This is a genomic window from Alkalihalobacillus sp. TS-13, from assembly GCF_019720915.1.
GTDB lineage: Bacteria > Bacillota > Bacilli > Bacillales > Fictibacillaceae > Pseudalkalibacillus.
The window spans coordinates 1-15,810 of the sequence record NZ_JAHKSI010000002.1; the positions used below are offsets into that span (position 1 = coordinate 1).

The window sequence follows — 15,810 nt, forward strand, 5'->3', positions numbered from 1 at the left end:
GATTTTGGTTATAATTCATTGTGCAGCCTCCTGGAATGTTGTTTTTTTGCTGGCCAGCTTAAAACATCATACCAAGGGGCTTATTTCTTTCTCAACTCCGATATTACTTCATAACAGGAATGCTGCCTTTAACTGCTTAGCTTCCAATTTCAAGAATAACCATTTCAATTCCTTCCTTACTCCACAATCTGGACCTTTAACTAACAACTCTATTGTCACTCCACAGGTTCTTAATCAACTTTTCAACTTCAAATGTTCTTTTCCTTTTTCACTATAAAACCCTTTGGATAACCATATTCACAGGGGTAATGCATCATAACTACACATTGTGACTTTAATAGTATTCAATAGATTTAATTTGATTCAATCTTCTTTTAGTAGCTCCCCATGAAAAGTTAGATAGAGTTATATGCCAACTACTAGGAATTTGGTTCTTGTTCTTAAACCAAAAAGATCCACCCCACAACCACCGATGGACTGTTTGAATTTACAAGACGAGAGGCTGGAACGTACCGAGTAAATGCCGCAGCAAGTGGTTACAATCCATCTACCGAGATGGTTACCTTAAATTAAGGGGAAACCGGGTTCATCGTCCTGGAATCGACAAAACGCTCATTAATTATTGGCGGGAGAGATCGTCAGAAGTAAAGATCCATTATGTTTAAAGGGAGCAGACTGTCCGACAATCTTCACTTTACTTTGTACTCTGATGAGCAATCTAGATGTGCTACCTTCGCCTATCAAGTCGGGACACTCTTTGATACAGAGACACGGATATTAATAGTGGATCTATCCAGGTTCAAGCTAGTGCGAGTTTAACTATTTAAAGGGGCACCTAAACCTATGTTTGAGGTAGCCCCTTCTTCCTTTCGTAGTTAATTATCAGTCAATAAGGTTTAGATGATCCCACTCCCGAAAATAAGCTGAATATGCTTCCTTGTATATCTGTTACACACTTATTTAACAATTAAACAGGAAACTCATCATTGCTGTTAACCGTTTCAGTGCATTCGATCACACGATTCGCCATTAGTAGATTGATTATTCTTACTAAGAACGCATTCCTATATAAATTTTTCCCCTCTTTCCATCATGAATTTCATTTGAAGGAAAAAGCTTCTTTCGTAAACCTGGGACAAACAAGAGTAAAAAAAAGGAACGCGCTACACTAAAGAGGATGAAAGCGAACCACAACCCATGGTTTCCCAGACTAGGAACCGTTAAGAAAAGGGCCATTAAAAATAAGATAAGGGCATATATCATACTATTTCGTATAGGGGCTGCTTCTGTTGAACCAACATACAACCCATGAAGGACTATCCCAAAACTGGCGAGGAGCGGGAAAAGCAGTATCCAGCTCTGATAGGTCTGTGCTTCTTCCAGAACTTCTGGAATTTTTGTGAACAGGCGGAAAATGCGGTAATCCAATAGGTAATAGGTACTGGCCATGATTAGGGAGGTGAAGACAGCCCACTGGCAAGAAAGCCTTATGGTCATATTATACAATAAATGATCCCTTGAACCGATCGCCCTTCCTGCCATTATACTTGATGCGTTTGCAAAACCATCAAAAAGGTAGGCCATGATGAAATGGACCTGGATCAGTATGGCATTAGCAGCAAGTATTTCAGTTCCAAATGAAGCCCCTTTTGCCGTCAACAAATTAAACACGATCAATAGGCAAAATGTGCGGATAAACAGATCACGGTTCATTTGCATCATTTTTTAAAACGAAGAAGTATTCATGAATTTTGACATAGAGGGTACCTTTAACTCAAAGGATGACAATTTCAAGACTATAATCATACCGATCACAAACGTTGTGAATTCTGAAATCAAGGTTGCACTAGCTACTCCTGGCACTCCCCACTTTAAAATAATGACAAAGAAGAGGTCGAGTACAATATTCATAAGGTTTAGATAAAGCTGGAGAAAAAGCGTCTTTTTTATCATGAACATTCCCATTAACCAGCCGATTATCACGTAATTCAATAATCCAAAAGGTACGCCCCATATCCTTATCCAGAAATATTCTGATGCAAGAGATTGTACATGCTGATCAGGGGTTAACAAAGGTAAAAACAAACGGGTGATCGGCCACTGGAGAAAAATGAGGGTAATCCCTACAAGAAGGGCGATTAGTAAAGGCCTTATTAATGCAAGCATCATTCCCTCTTTATCATCAGCACCATGAGCTTGGGTGGCAAATCCGGTTGTACTGACCCGTAAAAAACCAAACAGCCAATACATGGTGTTGAATATGATGGTTCCAACAGCTACCGCAGCGATGTAAGCCGGATCAGGCATATGGCCCACAACAGCTGTATCTACTGCTCCCAATAAAGGGGTGGTGATGGTGGTGATGGTCAGAGGAAGTGCAAGTGCCAAATAGGCTTTATGTGTCAACGTGTTCACTCCTGAAGAAATTTATTCAATTTGCCGAATTTCAAATCAACTTAAGATATTTCCCTTGATACTCGGATCCTACAGGGTAAATCTAAGTTCACTCCTAAACAATCGTAATAATACAAATGAACACAAAATCGAACCCTAAATCTCTACTCAGTTCTCTCCTTTGTCCCTAATCCAGATACTTTTCCATGCGGATGTCATACCACATTTTATCATTCCAGTAGGTGAAGTCTTTGATCCGTCCGATTTCCTGGTAACCCAACTTCTGATACAGTTTGTACGCCTGTTTATTAAATTCAAACACGCCAAGTTCAATACGCTTAAGTCCTTGAAGTTTGATCTGTTCCTCTAAATGGGCGCATCGCCATATCGCCGACTCCCTTCCCCCTGCCTTCCTTTTCACCTATTGTAATTCCGATCCAGGCGGTTCCCGATTCTTTTTTGTAGAGGTGATCCGGGTCAACCATATAATTCATTTCTCCTATCAACTTGTCATCGAGATAAATCAGATATACATGATGATGTTCAATTCGTTGTGCCAGTTCATCTTGGGTGATTATTCTCTTGTGCTCAAATTCCTCCTTGTTTTGGTTAGGTCTAGTCAACGGAATCAAAGTGGGATCGTTTTCCCATACGTTCAACTTCTCCACATGGGATGAAGTAGCTTCAGTTAATTTAATAAATTCAATATTCACAGGGTGCTCCTTTCTAGTAGCGACAGTTACATTAAGGATTAAGACTGTACTTAAACTTCTATCCAACCATCTGAATTCCTTTTTGGTCAGAGCAATTTTTGCCTTTCACGTTCGGAAAATTTGGACAGTGCCTTCGTGACCAAGCGAATCTCAAAGAAACCAACTTTCCCCCTTAGATGGAGTTATCCAATCGAACCAACTTACTATTTCTCATAAAAATTTGGCCCTATACATGCCCTATACATAAAGAAAGAGCACAATTCTTGTTCCAGAATTGCGCCCGATTGCGGAATAGCCAGATTCTTTTAAGATGACGCTTAGTATAGCTTACCTTTTGTTATTATAATTGCTTTCCCGCCTACCATAACTCTTGGATTATTTTTATTAATTAATTTTGTAACGATTTTAGAAGGTCTGCCCATACTATACCCTTGAAGGAAAGAGTAATCTTGATTAAATTTATTTAATACGTGGTTATTAAAAAGATAATATGTTAAAGCCCCATTCGAAGTACCTGTTGCTGCCTCCTCATCAATACCATAGCGTGGGCAAAAGTTTCTACTCTCTGATATTCCTTCTTTTGTGTCAAGTGTAAATGCATGAACGCCTCCCACTAAATTGATCTTTGTATATTCAGCAAGTTCTTTAAAATCAGGATTTAGAGCATACAAAGCATCTTTTGTTTTTATTGGGAGCATTATATCCCAAAGACCAGTGCTTGCAGCTTGAGGTACTAAATTGAAATCTCCTATTTGGTTTTTATCAATTTTAAAAAGGTCAGATAAATAATCATAATCATCAAATATTTTTCCTAGCTTAGGTTCAGCTTGCTCCATCATAATAATTGATTGATTCATCTCAACAGAAAGTGTACCAGCAAGTGTTCTTATAAAATAGGTATTGTTATCTTCAATAGCATGGCTGTCCAATAGTGCTTTGAAGGATGCAATGGTAGCATGTCCACAAAGTTCAACCTGTGAAGTTGGTGTAAAAAACTTTATTTCAAAATTTTTATTGTCTATTTTTTTGATAAATGCTGTTTCTGAAAAGCGAACTTCTGCAGCAAATTTCTGCATAAACTCTTTGTCTAAGTTTTCATGGATTACTACGCCTGCTGGATTCCCGCCAAATTTTGTTTCTGTAAAAGCATCAACTACATAATATAACAATCCTAATTCACCCCAATAAAGTAATTTCAAAGAATGTTTCTTTTTAACTTAACTATAATTATTTTAGTTTTTAAGACATTTTAGCAATTGTTACTCACTGTCCTTAACAAAAATAAAGAGCATAATCCTTACTACTGCAGAATTGCACCCGTTTGCAGATGATATTAAAACCTCTGGTAATCCTGGCTAATCAATTGATTTTAACTTATGTGATTCACTTGATTGCGGTAAAGAATCACGTGACATGGGTTGAACCTTTCTTACGGCGGTATTCTTACCTAGTATAACGGAAAATACAACGATTATGGCAGTCACCATAGTGAAAAGCGTTATTGATTCGTTTAATAATAAAGCTGCAAAAAGAATCATTAAAAAAGGCTGTAAATATTGGATCTGACTTACCTTTGAAATTCCTCCCATGGCAAGACCACTATACCATGCAACATAAGCTAAAAACTGGCTAACTACAGCAAGGTATATAAAACTCATCCAAGCCTTCAGGGGTACATGAAGCATTTCGCTAGATAAATTTAATAAGACAGGTATGATAAAAAACGGAGCAGCTATTACTAATGCCCAAGCAATCACTTGCCAACTACCTAAGTCTTGAGCTAACCGGCCACCTTCAGCGTAACTGAGGGCGAGGATAATTACTGCAGCAAGCAAAGCCATATCCGCAAATTGTAAGTGACCGAATCCGAGATGGATGGCATATATAATAACCGCCATAGATCCTACAATACTTGCAATCCAAAACTTGAAAGAAGGAATTTCACCTGCTCTGATAATCGCGAATCCTGCTGTAGCTAATGGTAAAAGGGCTATTTCTACAGCTCCATGAGAAACAGGTAAACTTTCCATCGCCCATGATGTAAGCAATGGAAACCCTAAGACCGCACCAAGAGCTACTATGATAAGCCCTTTAAACTGTTTTGCAGACGGCAGTTTTTCCTTTCTTATAAACAATACAATAGTAACTAAGATTGAAGCTATTACCGTTCTTCCTAGCCCGACAACAGTAGGACCAAAGTATTCAACCGCTATACGTGTTGACGGAAGTGTCAAACTAAAACATACAACCCCTATAAATCCTAAAATTAACCCTAGCCGTTCTTTCTTTTCTTTGCTTTCTATCAAAGTATTCCACCCCTAACTTTCAGATAGTAATCCGTATAAAACATCTGTCCCATTTTGTCCAAACTGTCATGAATAAAGTAGCTAATTGGTGCCATTCCGGATTTTCGACTTCTGTTTTGAAGATCTGTATTAGTATAATTAAAATATAATAGTAGCTGGTAACTAAATATATAGCGTTTTTATTCATCTGTCCTGGTACAGAAATAGGGAGGTTTTCTATTGTGAATACAAAATATACGGTTATTATCCGCGAAGTTAAGGAACAACTGGCAAACGGAACGCTAGGTACAGGAAATAAACTCCCTTCCGTTCGTCAATTGTCTGAACGATTTAATTGCAGTAAAAATACGGTAATTAGAGCTTATAAAGAATTAGAAAAGGAACATTTGATTTATTCAGTTCCTAAAAGTGGGTATTATGTTGTCAATGAATATCAAACTTTTAAAAACGATAACAATAAGATTGATTTTTTATCCGCTGGTCCAGATAAAGAAGTAATGCCTTACATTGAGTTTCAACATTGTATAAACCAAGCTATCGATATTTATAAAGAAGAACTATTCAATTATTCTGATCGACAAGGCTTATGTTCATTACGCCATCAACTTATTAAATATTTACAGAATTTGCAGGTATTTACTGATCCAAAGAGATTGTTTGTTGTGTCGGGATCACAGCAAGCCCTTAATATGTTGGTCTCAATGCCTTTTCCAAATGGAAAAAGTAATATTTTAATCGAACAACCTACCTATTTCGGATTTATTGAGTCTATTCATCTTCATAACACGACTACTTTCGGTATCGAGTTATCAATGGAAGGAGTGGATCTAGATCGTTTAGCATATATATTTCGAAACAATGACATCAAATTTTTTTATACTGTACCAAGGTTTCATAATCCACTTGGACACAGTTATACAAACGATGAGAAAAAAAGAATCGTGAAGTTAGCCCAAAAATATGATGTTTACATAGTCGAGGATGATTTTCTCGGTGATCTCGATCCGAACCCGAAATCTGACCCAATGTTTTCTTATGATTCTTCAGGGAGAGTCATTTATATTAAGAGTTTCTCTAAAATTTTTCTCCCTGGATTAAGACTTGCCATTGCAGTACTTCCAAATTTAATGATAAACACATTTTTACGATATAAATTTAGTTCAGATTTTAATAGTTCTGTACTTTCTCAAGGGGCCTTAGAAATCTATTTAAAAAGTGGTATGTATAATGGACACATCAAAAGAATAAGAGGGCTATATCATAGAAAGATGCAGTTACTTCAAGAAGCGTGTGAAATGTATTTTCCTTCGAACACTTCCTTTTCTAAACCTACTTCAGGATTTTATTTAACAGTATATCTTGCTGATCACGTTAAGGCGAAGCGAATGGTTGATTTATTGTTACGGGAAAATATTTACGTTGATGATGCAGTAAGGATGTTTTTACCAGAGTATAGGAAGGAAAATATGCTTCGTCTGAGTATTTCTCAAGTTAACGAGAATCAAATTAAACAAGGAGTGGAACAAATTGCTCGATGCATTGACTTCATTCATAGCAGGAAAGGTTCTATCTTTCAGAGTCCACCTTCATTATTTTGAGTTAAATCTAAAGGGCTTTCTTTCTTAAAACGAAATACGATTGGCGTGTGACCAATTTTGAACAGCCAGAGAACGAGCTGCATTTAAAATAGAAGTTGCTATTTTAAAATCATTTATGAATAATAAGTACAACATGGTTCTTACTCAGGGGGGGTGGTAACGATTCCACTCTGTAATAGATATAAGTGTCTTATATTCCGAAAAAAAAAGAATCGTTGACTTCCCCTTATTAAAGAAAATAGCCTGATTCAAAAAGACGCACTTGCTCAAGAAGTGCGCTCAATCGTGGAAGATAAAATTTTCTCGGGGAAAGCTATATGCCAGTAAAAAATATAAGAGATTAAAAACCATTTTCTCTTTTTATAAAATCAACACACACTGGGTTAGTTTATGTTATTTAAGTGCCTACCGATAATATCCAACTTCTTTTGAATCAAAGCTTTTAATGTGTACGGCCTGATAGAAATGATAGACCTACCAAAACGTAAAAAATAATCTGAAATAAAATCTTCTTCGTTCAAATTGTAATAGCCTGATATGACATAATGTTCATCTTTTTTTTGAATTGACATTGATGGATAATGTTCCTTGTCGTATAAGTCCTTTCCTTTATCATTTACAACGATTGAGAACTGAATTGCATTAGCTTGTTTGTGGTAGGTCTCTAACAGTGATAATAAATACTCTAATCTCATTGAACTCCTATCTTTAACCACTTTTAATGATAGAATTTTATCACACCGTAGATTTTGGATTTTTTGCTTATCCATATTGTAAAATTTCGCATACCATTGCCCGAATTTTGAGTTGATTTTTATAAACTGACCTGTTATTTGTATTTTTTCTTTAGTTTTCATATAGGACACTAGGTAGTTTTTTTCATCAATAATGCCTTGAATTATATCTTTTAGATAAGAATTGAAATTACTATGATTGGTAATTTCCAGGCTTATTAACCCCTTCATTTTCTCAATATTTTCTTTCACTTGAATAGGTAATACCTCTTTAAATTTTTCCTCTAATTTACTTATTTCATATTCAAATGGTTTTGCTTTATATCCTTCTAACGTCAACATTGCAAAGTAAATTGCATACATTTCATCAACAGTAAAGATAATTGGAGATAATATACGATTTTCTAATACTAAATACTTCCCATTTCTGCCTTGTTCAGCGTAAATTGGCATCCCTAATAATTCTAATGATTGAACATCTCTAATCGCTGTACTTTTAGATATATTATACTTTTCCATCAAGTCCTTAAGGTTAAAAGTCTTTTTATTATTTATGAATTGCAACATATCATTTAATCTTTCAGACCTATTCATATTAACTCCTTAAACGGTTTCATTAATTGATACCTTTAAAGTGTATACTAATAGTGTCAAAAATAAAAGGAGGTCATTTCATTGACATTAGAAATTGCAGTTTTTTTATCTATGGATGGAAAAGCAAATGATGCAATTAGTTTCTACAAGAAAAATCTAAATGCTAAGGAGTTATTATGTGTGACATATTCAGATATGGCAAAACGTGATGATTCACTTGTAATAACAGAAGAAAACAAAGATTTTATTTCACATTCGGTACTTCAGCTAGGAAAAACTAAACTAATGATCGCTGAAGAAACAATGCAACCTAGTGAAGCTTTCAATGTAGGTAATAATATTTCGCTTTGTATTCAAAGTGCAAACTTAGCAGAAATACAAAGCTTTTATCATAATTTAACAAGCGATGATAGAGTACGAATTATTATCCCGCTTGCTAGGAATGTTTTCAGTGAAGCTTATGGGATTGTTCAAGATCCTTATGGTGTTCAAATTCAACTTATGTATGATAAGCGCTTAAAATAGACATATAAGTAATATAGCTTTGAATAAAATTTGATCAAATACTTCTTATATGTCCACATTCTAAGATAGGCAAAAAGAAGCCATTTTGAAAAAGATTGATCAAAATGGCTTCTCCGCATAATAAATATATCCAAGTATTGATAAAAAGAGATTGATTACTCCCATCTGCGTTATTCAACAATATGGCCCGATTGTGGAAGATCGTTATTAGCATAAAACTCAAAAGGGAACTTCGATTAAAGCCCCCGATAGTTGAATAAGGAAATTAGTATCTCATACAAAATCAAATATTAGTTTTGCAGTTGATATAAAATCAGTGCCAATACATCGTTTTGTGACATATCATTAGTCAATATCATTTCTCCATCAACACCTAGATAATCTTTCGGATTCCACCAAGCACGCAAAGAATCTTATTCTCGAACAGGTGAATGTATATAAAGGTTATACTCTCTTGTGAACCCACTTCTTACTTCAATAGGAGCTGTTCTCCTTCTTGAAGAAAAGCCCCCGTTTCAGGAATAACCCTGAGATTTTAATATTCAAGAATCGAAATATTCCTTTACAAGAATATTCCTAATGGGTTATATTGTGTTTATGAAAACAACTTTAAATGTTCTTGCTGAGCACAACCGACTACACATTGTCTACTTGCATAAAGGCCCTCTCACAGTGGGGGAAATTGAAAGGAGAATGAGTATGAGAAAAGTAATTGCATCGACGTTTGTATCGCTGGATGGCTTTATTACAGCACCTAATGGAGAAATGGATTGGGCGTCTACTAAATTCAATGATGAAATGGAGGAAATCTCCTTCGACCAACATCATAAGGCAGACACTATGTTATTAGGTCGAAAGACATATCAGGAGTTTGCAGAACTATGGCCTTCTGCTACGGGTAAAACGGCGGACGAGATCAATCAAACACAGAAAGTTGTTTTCTCAGAGACTCTACAAAAAGTGAAATGGAATAATTCAAGATTGGTAAAAGGAAATACTGGGGAAGAAGTATGGAAATTAAAACAACAACCCGGCAAAGATATATTAATCATTGGTAGTGCAAGTATCGTACAAGCACTTACGAATGAAAACTTAATTGATGAATACCGGATTTGGGTCTTCCCGATCATCATGGGTAGTGGTAAACCGTTATTCAAAAACATTAAGGATATAACTAATCTAAAACTTGTAGACACCAAAGTGTATAACGATACAGGAGTCGTTATCCTTTATTATCACCCAACCAAAAAATAACAGGCTGGTTTCCTCTTTTTTGCCCATAAATTCTTGAACATTTCTACTTAATAAGCCCCTAGTTACATTAAGCCGATGGAGCTAAAATACTTGATATTGCTTGCGGAACTGGAAACTACACTGTTGCTTTAAAAGAATCTGGTTTAGATATGATTGGGAGTGATGTTTTCCAGGTACTTGCAAATGATTTCTCAAACGCCAAGCAATTTCAGGATCAGCCTTACGAGTAGTATCATAACCTTTACCAATATCATCATATAATGATTTCATACTGAAAACCTCTATTTTCAATTTACTCCTAAAGAGTGCAATTCTTATATAACTATCCTGTTTCGTTAGCACAAGAAGCGACTGTTCTTATTGAACAATCGCGCCCTATAATGGAATAACTGTAAAGCTAATGAAGCTTTATTAAAAGCTGCGTTTCCCTGGCCAAGCTCCTTGCATTTTACTAAGGAATACAATTTGCCCAATATGATATGCGTCGTGCATTGCTAAGCTCTTCAATTCAAGCACTAATGAATTATCTTCTCCTGGGATCTGTCTATACAAATCTTCATGTTCTGATTTTTCTAGTATTTTTCCAAGTTCACGATGAACATAAAAGTATTCTTGTTTTGTTTCCTTCCAATTTTCTAACGTCTTAGTTGGTAATCGAAATGTAGATTCATTATTTTCTGCCTGTGGTTCATTCGCTGTTTCACCAAGAAATCGCATCAGAAATCTCTTTTCATAGAAAAGTAAATGACAAACTAATTCCCAAATGGAATTCATTGCCCCATCAGCTGGTTTCCAAATAGCCTGTTCAAAAGTAATATCCTCTAGTACTTTTTCAAGTGGTGGAAACCAGTCTTCTTCATCTAAGCAGCTTGCCCATTGTTGTAACAAAAGTGTCTTTACATCCATTTTCTATTCCCTCCAATATAATCCCTTTAATAGATAATCCCTTTGGTCAAAATTCACTTGCGGCGTGTTGTAGATAGCTCACTAATTAAGGTGTCATGCCAATTCCTTAAACTTTTTCAACATTCAGCAACATTAAAATTCCGATAAAATTGAAGATCATCGACTGATCTTCAATTTTTGCCTCCTTTAATTAAATAAGTCTTTAAGCCCGTACCTTCTGGTAAGCCTTCCTTACATGCTCAATCTGAGAGAGGTGTCCTTTTACATGTTGAACCCGGTACTCCAACAATTGTTTAATAGTGAACTTTCCTGCATCGGAATACACCCCTACACGTTGAACTTGTTCAGGTGAAAGACTGTTCAGTATCGGTAGCATACTTGTACGAAGTAGTCCGAATAAGTGAAGATATTGATCACGATCCAATGTATCATAACCTAACTCAACGGCCCAGGCGTCCTGGTCAACCGAAAATAAAATAGGTTCCTCTTCAGCTAAGACTTTTTTTATTCTTTGGGTAGAAACTAGTTCCGAGTCCGCAATATGTATGATTATTTGATGTATACTCCATTTTTCAGGGGCAGGCTTATATCGGAACTCTTCTTCAGTTAGACCTTCCAAAGCTTTTTGTAACAAGTCATATCCTTCAGCATATGCTTCAATTAGTTCCTTCACATACAGCCCCTCCATATTAAGATTAAATTGTATACTAACAATTAATATATTTTTGTTCGATACGTATCTTTCCTCTTCTTATTCCACAAATGCTGCCCTTTTATTGAATAAGAATTTTCTTCAAATCGAGACGGGTTGGCATATAACGTTTTCACATTTACGAATCCTGCTTTTTCTCCTGGCGACCAAGGGGCTCGGAGAGTCCCGCAGCGTGAATGCTGTGTTAAATGACGTACCCGACTTCTTCCGAGTTACTTTCACACTGCTTTTCTGTTTCAATTTTTACTTCAGTAATGTATATTTCAGTAAAGGCTTTTTATAAAACGTCACTTACTTATTTGTTACCGAGTTGTTCCGCCAAACCGATTAGAAGTCCTTCGGTTCCACGAATGTAGCAGAGCCGATACGAGTCCTCGTACTGAACCACTTCGCCAACGAGCTGAGCACCATACTTAGTGAGTCTGGATACCATTTCGTCAATGTCTTCAACGGTGAACATGACGCGTAGATAACCGAGGGCGTTTACAGGAGCAGTCCGGTGATCTGATATAGTAGGTGGGGTGAGAAATCGCGAAAGTTCAAGTCGGCTGTGGCCATCTGGGGTAACCATCATAGCAATCTCTACGCACTGAGAACCCAATCCGGTTACCCGACCAGCCCATTCACCTTCGACAGTGGCTCGCCCTTCGAGGTTCAAGCCAATCTCCTCGAAGAAAGAGATTGCGTCATCAAGGGATTCTACAACGATGCCGACATTGTCCATTCTTAGTAATTTGTTTTTTGCCATAGTTTTATCTCCTTATGTGTAAAAATTTATTATCTGATCATCTTCATAAATATTCTATTAAAAAGTTACAAATTCCTTCCAAATAAAAAACACCTTGTCACAGTTCATGATAACAAAGTGAAATTGGGTTTTCGGGTATGTCATATAACATCTTGTTAACGAACAACACTTCATAAACCCTCTACTATTGGAATATTCGCGAACCTTATTTCGTGAATGCCATCATGTTCAAATAGTTTCAAAAATTCGAAACCGTAGTTGCTATTCGATAAAACAACTTCGCCTTCCCCACAAAATATTCCTGCCCTGTACTCCATTAAATGGCCCTTTAATGGAACAACTCTATTTTCCATCAACAGTTCTTAAGTCCGCCCTTATATTCAATATTCTTTCCCTCATTAAAAAACGCCCCTTTAGATACCATATCCAAAGGGGAATGTCGTATCTTTTTTATAAATATCGTGACTTTATTTAAAATCTACAGCTGCCTTTTAGTTAGCTTAATACTTTTGATTCATTTCGAATCGCTTTGATGATCGCTGATTCGATCGCAATTTTAACAATGTAGAAACCGGAACAAAAGGAATATTATATTTTTCACAATATTTCTTTGTTATCTCACTTCCACGATGACTCGGCTACCACAGCAAGGTTCTAACCAGCATATCGTGAACTATTCAGCAGCAGCGTAGTGCAACAGTACGTTGCCAGAAGCAAAGCTCTTGGCTTTGAGGAACGTAAGCTCGTTTTGATTAACCTCTTTGAAAAGTGGCTTTCCTCCACTAGCGATAACTGGTGTCAGAATGAACACATACTCGTCTATTAGGCCGGCCTTAGTAAGTTGCTGCACGACGGTTCCACTGCCCATGATAAGAATGTCAGATCCATCTTCTTCCTTCAGCTTTTTCACAACTTCAGTGATATCGCTACTATAAAATTCAGTATTCTCCCAGTCGGACATCTTCATCGTTTCTGAGAAGACAATTTTTCTCATGTCGGTCAGCTCTTGCGCCAACACCTTCATTTCTTTCGGGGCGTTCGGGTCGTGCAGAACGGGTGGCCATGAAGCCTCGAACAACTCAAAAGTAGCCTTGCCTACTATGAGCGTATCTGCTTTCACCATCTCGTGAGTCGTTTTATCGACGTCGTTGTCTGGGACGAACCAGTCCATACCTCCAGTCATTTCGTTGAGACTGGCAAAATAACCATCAATAGAAACTCGGTTAATCATTTTAACTTTACGCATCGTAATGATCCTTCCTTTTTGTTTTACATTCTCATTATAATTGGAAAGAGTGATATGAAATTGTACAAAGCCGTCGTTTTTGCTATAAATACGATGACCCGGCCTCATCGCTATGGAATTCACTTACCTTATTCGTAATGCTTTTCGGCGTAACCCAGGAAAACGCTTTGATGTCGCGGATAAAATGCGATTGATCGTAAAAGTTAAGCGCGTAAGCAATATCCGAAAATCGTTCGTACTGGCCTGTATTCATCATCCTCAGTGCCTCATTCACCCGCTTTACTCGGATGTACAACTGGGGTGGCATGCCAACGACTCGGGCAAAACGCTTCTGGAATTGACGCTCGGAAATATGAAATGCCGACAATAAATCTTTCACTGTAATAGTTGAAATGTGCAAACGAATAAAACCCAGCGCCTGTTCGATGAGTTCATCTCTTTTATTCGTTTTCTCCAGCTTTGTGATCAGGAATTCGCCGAGCATAGTAATTCGCTCGGCATTTGTTTTGGTGGCTAAAAGCTTCTTCTCAAGCTCTTTTGCGCCAAATTGGTCGGGCATTAGAAAACCTTGGTTGAGCGAGGATGCATCCATACCAAACAGCGTATAGAGCGCGTGAGACTTGAAGACCACTTGTATTGTCGTGTACCGCCTGTTTCTGAAGTGCATGACACTCGGTTCCGAACCTTGTCCATGTAGAAACAATATGGGAATATTCGAGATTTGTGCCGATCGGGTCGAAATACTCTCTATAGCAGCTGAAGCATCGGTAGAAAGCTGGAACACAATACCAGGGAGGCCATTCGGACATACCTTAACATCCAGTGCTTCACTACCGGTATGCGAGGCAATCCGAAGGCACTCAATGTCGCTTCTCAATACCTTTGGTGGCGGCAAGACTGTAAAGTTTATTGTTCTCATAACCCGCCAAAACCTCCGGCTAAGGGTAGTTTCTGATTCCTATGGGACACTGGTTGATACATATTACATACCTCCAGATGCAAGTTATTGTAGGCTCTACTCATGATATCCTTGCATATAAATTCGTTGAAACATCGGATAAACCCTTTTGGGCCATTGATTATTCAGCAAGCCCCTAATAACATGTCGTTTATTTAAATCAAAGTTTAAATTCACCAATCGCCCTATGCTTTTTTGATATGGGGAGCTTTTTTACTTTTATCCCTCTTAGTTTATTCCACTTTTATACCGTTGGACTTTTGTTAGGTTCACTTTGATCTTTATTTTATCTATAACGTTTATTGAAACTTTGCAGGGATCACTGGCTTGGGTGCAATTATGGGGCCGAAAGCGATCCTTTCATTTCACATTTCTTAGATAAAAAGGTTCCGAAAACGGTGAGTCAGGGGAAATTTGAGGGTGTCGTCACTGGCATTTGGAGAAGATACAGGGAAAAATCCGCCAATCAGGGGAAGCGAAATTATTTTTCTCCAAAGTATGTCCAGATTGTTCAGGACAACGTTTAATGGAAGCAAGCCGTCTTGTTTCAGTAGCTGGCACCTCAATAACGAGGTTAACGAAATGGTCTCTTGATGACATCCTTACTTGGATCGAGAAGATTCAGCCGAACTTACCGATGGAAAGCATGCACGTTGTTGAAGCGCTGCTGCATGATTTAAAAACGAAAGTGACACGAATCATCGATGTCGGGTTAGGATACTTGAGTTGGGGACAATCGGTCACAACCTTATCTGGCGGAGAAGGACAACGCTTGAAATTAGCGAAAGAGCTGTACAAGCAAAAGTCGGATCATACGCTCTACCTGCTCGATGAACCGACCAGAGGACTTCACTCAACCGATGTAAACAAGCTCCTCCTCCTTTTAAATCGGCTCGTTGATGCTGGGAACACAGTCATTGTCGTAGAGCACACCTTGGAGGTCATCCGCGCATCCGATTGGGTCATCGACATCGGCCCTGAAGGCGGAGAAGCTGGTGGGCAAGTCGTCGCCGAAGGTACACCAGAACAAATGGCCCGAACAGAAGCATCACATACAGGGAAATTTTTAAACTTCTTATAAAAGATTGAAACATGGAACGCTCTGGTTCGTATACAGGACCA

Annotated in this window: 15 protein-coding genes and 2 pseudogenes; 4 read left to right on the forward strand and 13 right to left on the reverse strand. The window is 37.6% G+C overall.

Going from position 1 to position 15,810, the window contains the following annotated elements:
* Positions 1-1,050 precede the first annotated feature (1,050 nt).
* The 5 genes and pseudogenes from KOL94_RS16770 to KOL94_RS16785 form a co-directional block, all read right to left on the reverse strand.
* Positions 1,051-2,406: pseudogene (locus KOL94_RS16770) on the reverse strand (MATE family efflux transporter).
* A 175-nt stretch (positions 2,407-2,581) separates the two neighbouring features.
* Positions 2,582-2,815 (reverse strand): GNAT family N-acetyltransferase, encoded by a 234-nt coding sequence (locus tag KOL94_RS25805; protein WP_369010066.1) that lies wholly within the window; start codon positions 2,813-2,815, stop codon positions 2,582-2,584.
* On the reverse strand, positions 2,733-3,107 hold the full coding sequence (locus KOL94_RS25665; protein WP_311775182.1) for an aldehyde dehydrogenase family protein: 375 nt from the start codon (positions 3,105-3,107) through the stop codon (positions 2,733-2,735). The genes KOL94_RS25805 and KOL94_RS25665 overlap by 83 nt, the downstream gene beginning before the upstream one ends.
* Positions 3,108-3,424: 317 nt before the next feature.
* Positions 3,425-4,306: a PhzF family phenazine biosynthesis protein gene (locus KOL94_RS16780; protein ID WP_260412489.1), complete on the reverse strand. Its 882-nt coding sequence runs from the start codon at positions 4,304-4,306 to the stop codon at positions 3,425-3,427.
* A 156-nt stretch (positions 4,307-4,462) separates the two neighbouring features.
* Positions 4,463-5,413 (reverse strand): DMT family transporter, encoded by a 951-nt coding sequence (locus tag KOL94_RS16785; RefSeq protein ID WP_260412490.1) that lies wholly within the window; start codon positions 5,411-5,413, stop codon positions 4,463-4,465.
* A gap of 221 nt (positions 5,414-5,634) precedes the next feature.
* Between KOL94_RS16785 and KOL94_RS16790 the strand changes: the two genes are divergently transcribed.
* Positions 5,635-7,011 (forward strand): aminotransferase-like domain-containing protein, encoded by a 1,377-nt coding sequence (locus KOL94_RS16790; protein ID WP_221567770.1) that lies wholly within the window; start codon positions 5,635-5,637, stop codon positions 7,009-7,011.
* A gap of 383 nt (positions 7,012-7,394) precedes the next feature.
* On the opposite strand, the gene KOL94_RS16795 is transcribed toward KOL94_RS16790, so the two are convergent.
* The gene (locus KOL94_RS16795; RefSeq protein WP_221567771.1) at positions 7,395-8,339 is read right to left on the reverse strand and encodes a helix-turn-helix transcriptional regulator; all 945 of its coding nucleotides are present in this window, start codon (positions 8,337-8,339) and stop codon (positions 7,395-7,397) included.
* Between the two features lie 81 nt (positions 8,340-8,420).
* Here KOL94_RS16795 and KOL94_RS16800 point away from each other — a divergent pair, with 81 nt between their 5' ends.
* Both KOL94_RS16800 and KOL94_RS16805 read left to right on the forward strand, forming a co-directional pair.
* Positions 8,421-8,864, forward strand: a complete 444-nt coding sequence (locus KOL94_RS16800) for a VOC family protein (RefSeq protein ID WP_221567772.1) — start codon at positions 8,421-8,423, stop codon at positions 8,862-8,864.
* 699 nt (positions 8,865-9,563) lie between these two features.
* Complete coding sequence (locus KOL94_RS16805) at positions 9,564-10,118, forward strand: dihydrofolate reductase family protein (protein ID WP_221567773.1); 555 nt, start codon at positions 9,564-9,566, stop codon at positions 10,116-10,118.
* A gap of 81 nt (positions 10,119-10,199) precedes the next feature.
* Here the strand turns inward: KOL94_RS16805 and KOL94_RS16810 are convergent, their stop codons facing one another.
* The 7 genes from KOL94_RS16810 to KOL94_RS16840 all read right to left on the reverse strand — a co-directional run bounded on the left by KOL94_RS16810 (position 10,200) and on the right by KOL94_RS16840 (position 14,649).
* Complete coding sequence (locus KOL94_RS16810; protein WP_221567774.1) at positions 10,200-10,388, reverse strand: hypothetical protein; 189 nt, start codon at positions 10,386-10,388, stop codon at positions 10,200-10,202.
* Positions 10,389-10,529: 141 nt separating this feature from the next.
* On the reverse strand, positions 10,530-11,024 hold the full coding sequence (locus KOL94_RS16815) for a DinB family protein (protein WP_221567775.1): 495 nt from the start codon (positions 11,022-11,024) through the stop codon (positions 10,530-10,532).
* A gap of 202 nt (positions 11,025-11,226) precedes the next feature.
* Positions 11,227-11,697, reverse strand: coding sequence for a DinB family protein (locus KOL94_RS16820; protein WP_221567776.1), 471 nt, complete (start codon positions 11,695-11,697; stop codon positions 11,227-11,229).
* A gap of 334 nt (positions 11,698-12,031) precedes the next feature.
* The gene (locus tag KOL94_RS16825; protein ID WP_026965279.1) at positions 12,032-12,484 is read right to left on the reverse strand and encodes a VOC family protein; all 453 of its coding nucleotides are present in this window, start codon (positions 12,482-12,484) and stop codon (positions 12,032-12,034) included.
* A 170-nt stretch (positions 12,485-12,654) separates the two neighbouring features.
* On the reverse strand, positions 12,655-12,837 hold the full coding sequence (locus tag KOL94_RS16830) for a hypothetical protein (protein WP_260412491.1): 183 nt from the start codon (positions 12,835-12,837) through the stop codon (positions 12,655-12,657).
* A gap of 320 nt (positions 12,838-13,157) precedes the next feature.
* Positions 13,158-13,715, reverse strand: coding sequence for a dihydrofolate reductase family protein (locus KOL94_RS16835; protein WP_260412492.1), 558 nt, complete (start codon positions 13,713-13,715; stop codon positions 13,158-13,160).
* A gap of 97 nt (positions 13,716-13,812) precedes the next feature.
* Positions 13,813-14,649 (reverse strand): helix-turn-helix domain-containing protein, encoded by an 837-nt coding sequence (locus tag KOL94_RS16840; protein ID WP_221567778.1) that lies wholly within the window; start codon positions 14,647-14,649, stop codon positions 13,813-13,815.
* A 739-nt stretch (positions 14,650-15,388) separates the two neighbouring features.
* Between KOL94_RS16840 and uvrA the strand changes: the two are divergent.
* Positions 15,389-15,769 (forward strand): annotated as a pseudogene (uvrA, locus tag KOL94_RS25900) (ABC-ATPase UvrA); the annotation flags it as partial.
* Positions 15,770-15,810: the final 41 nt, after the last annotated feature.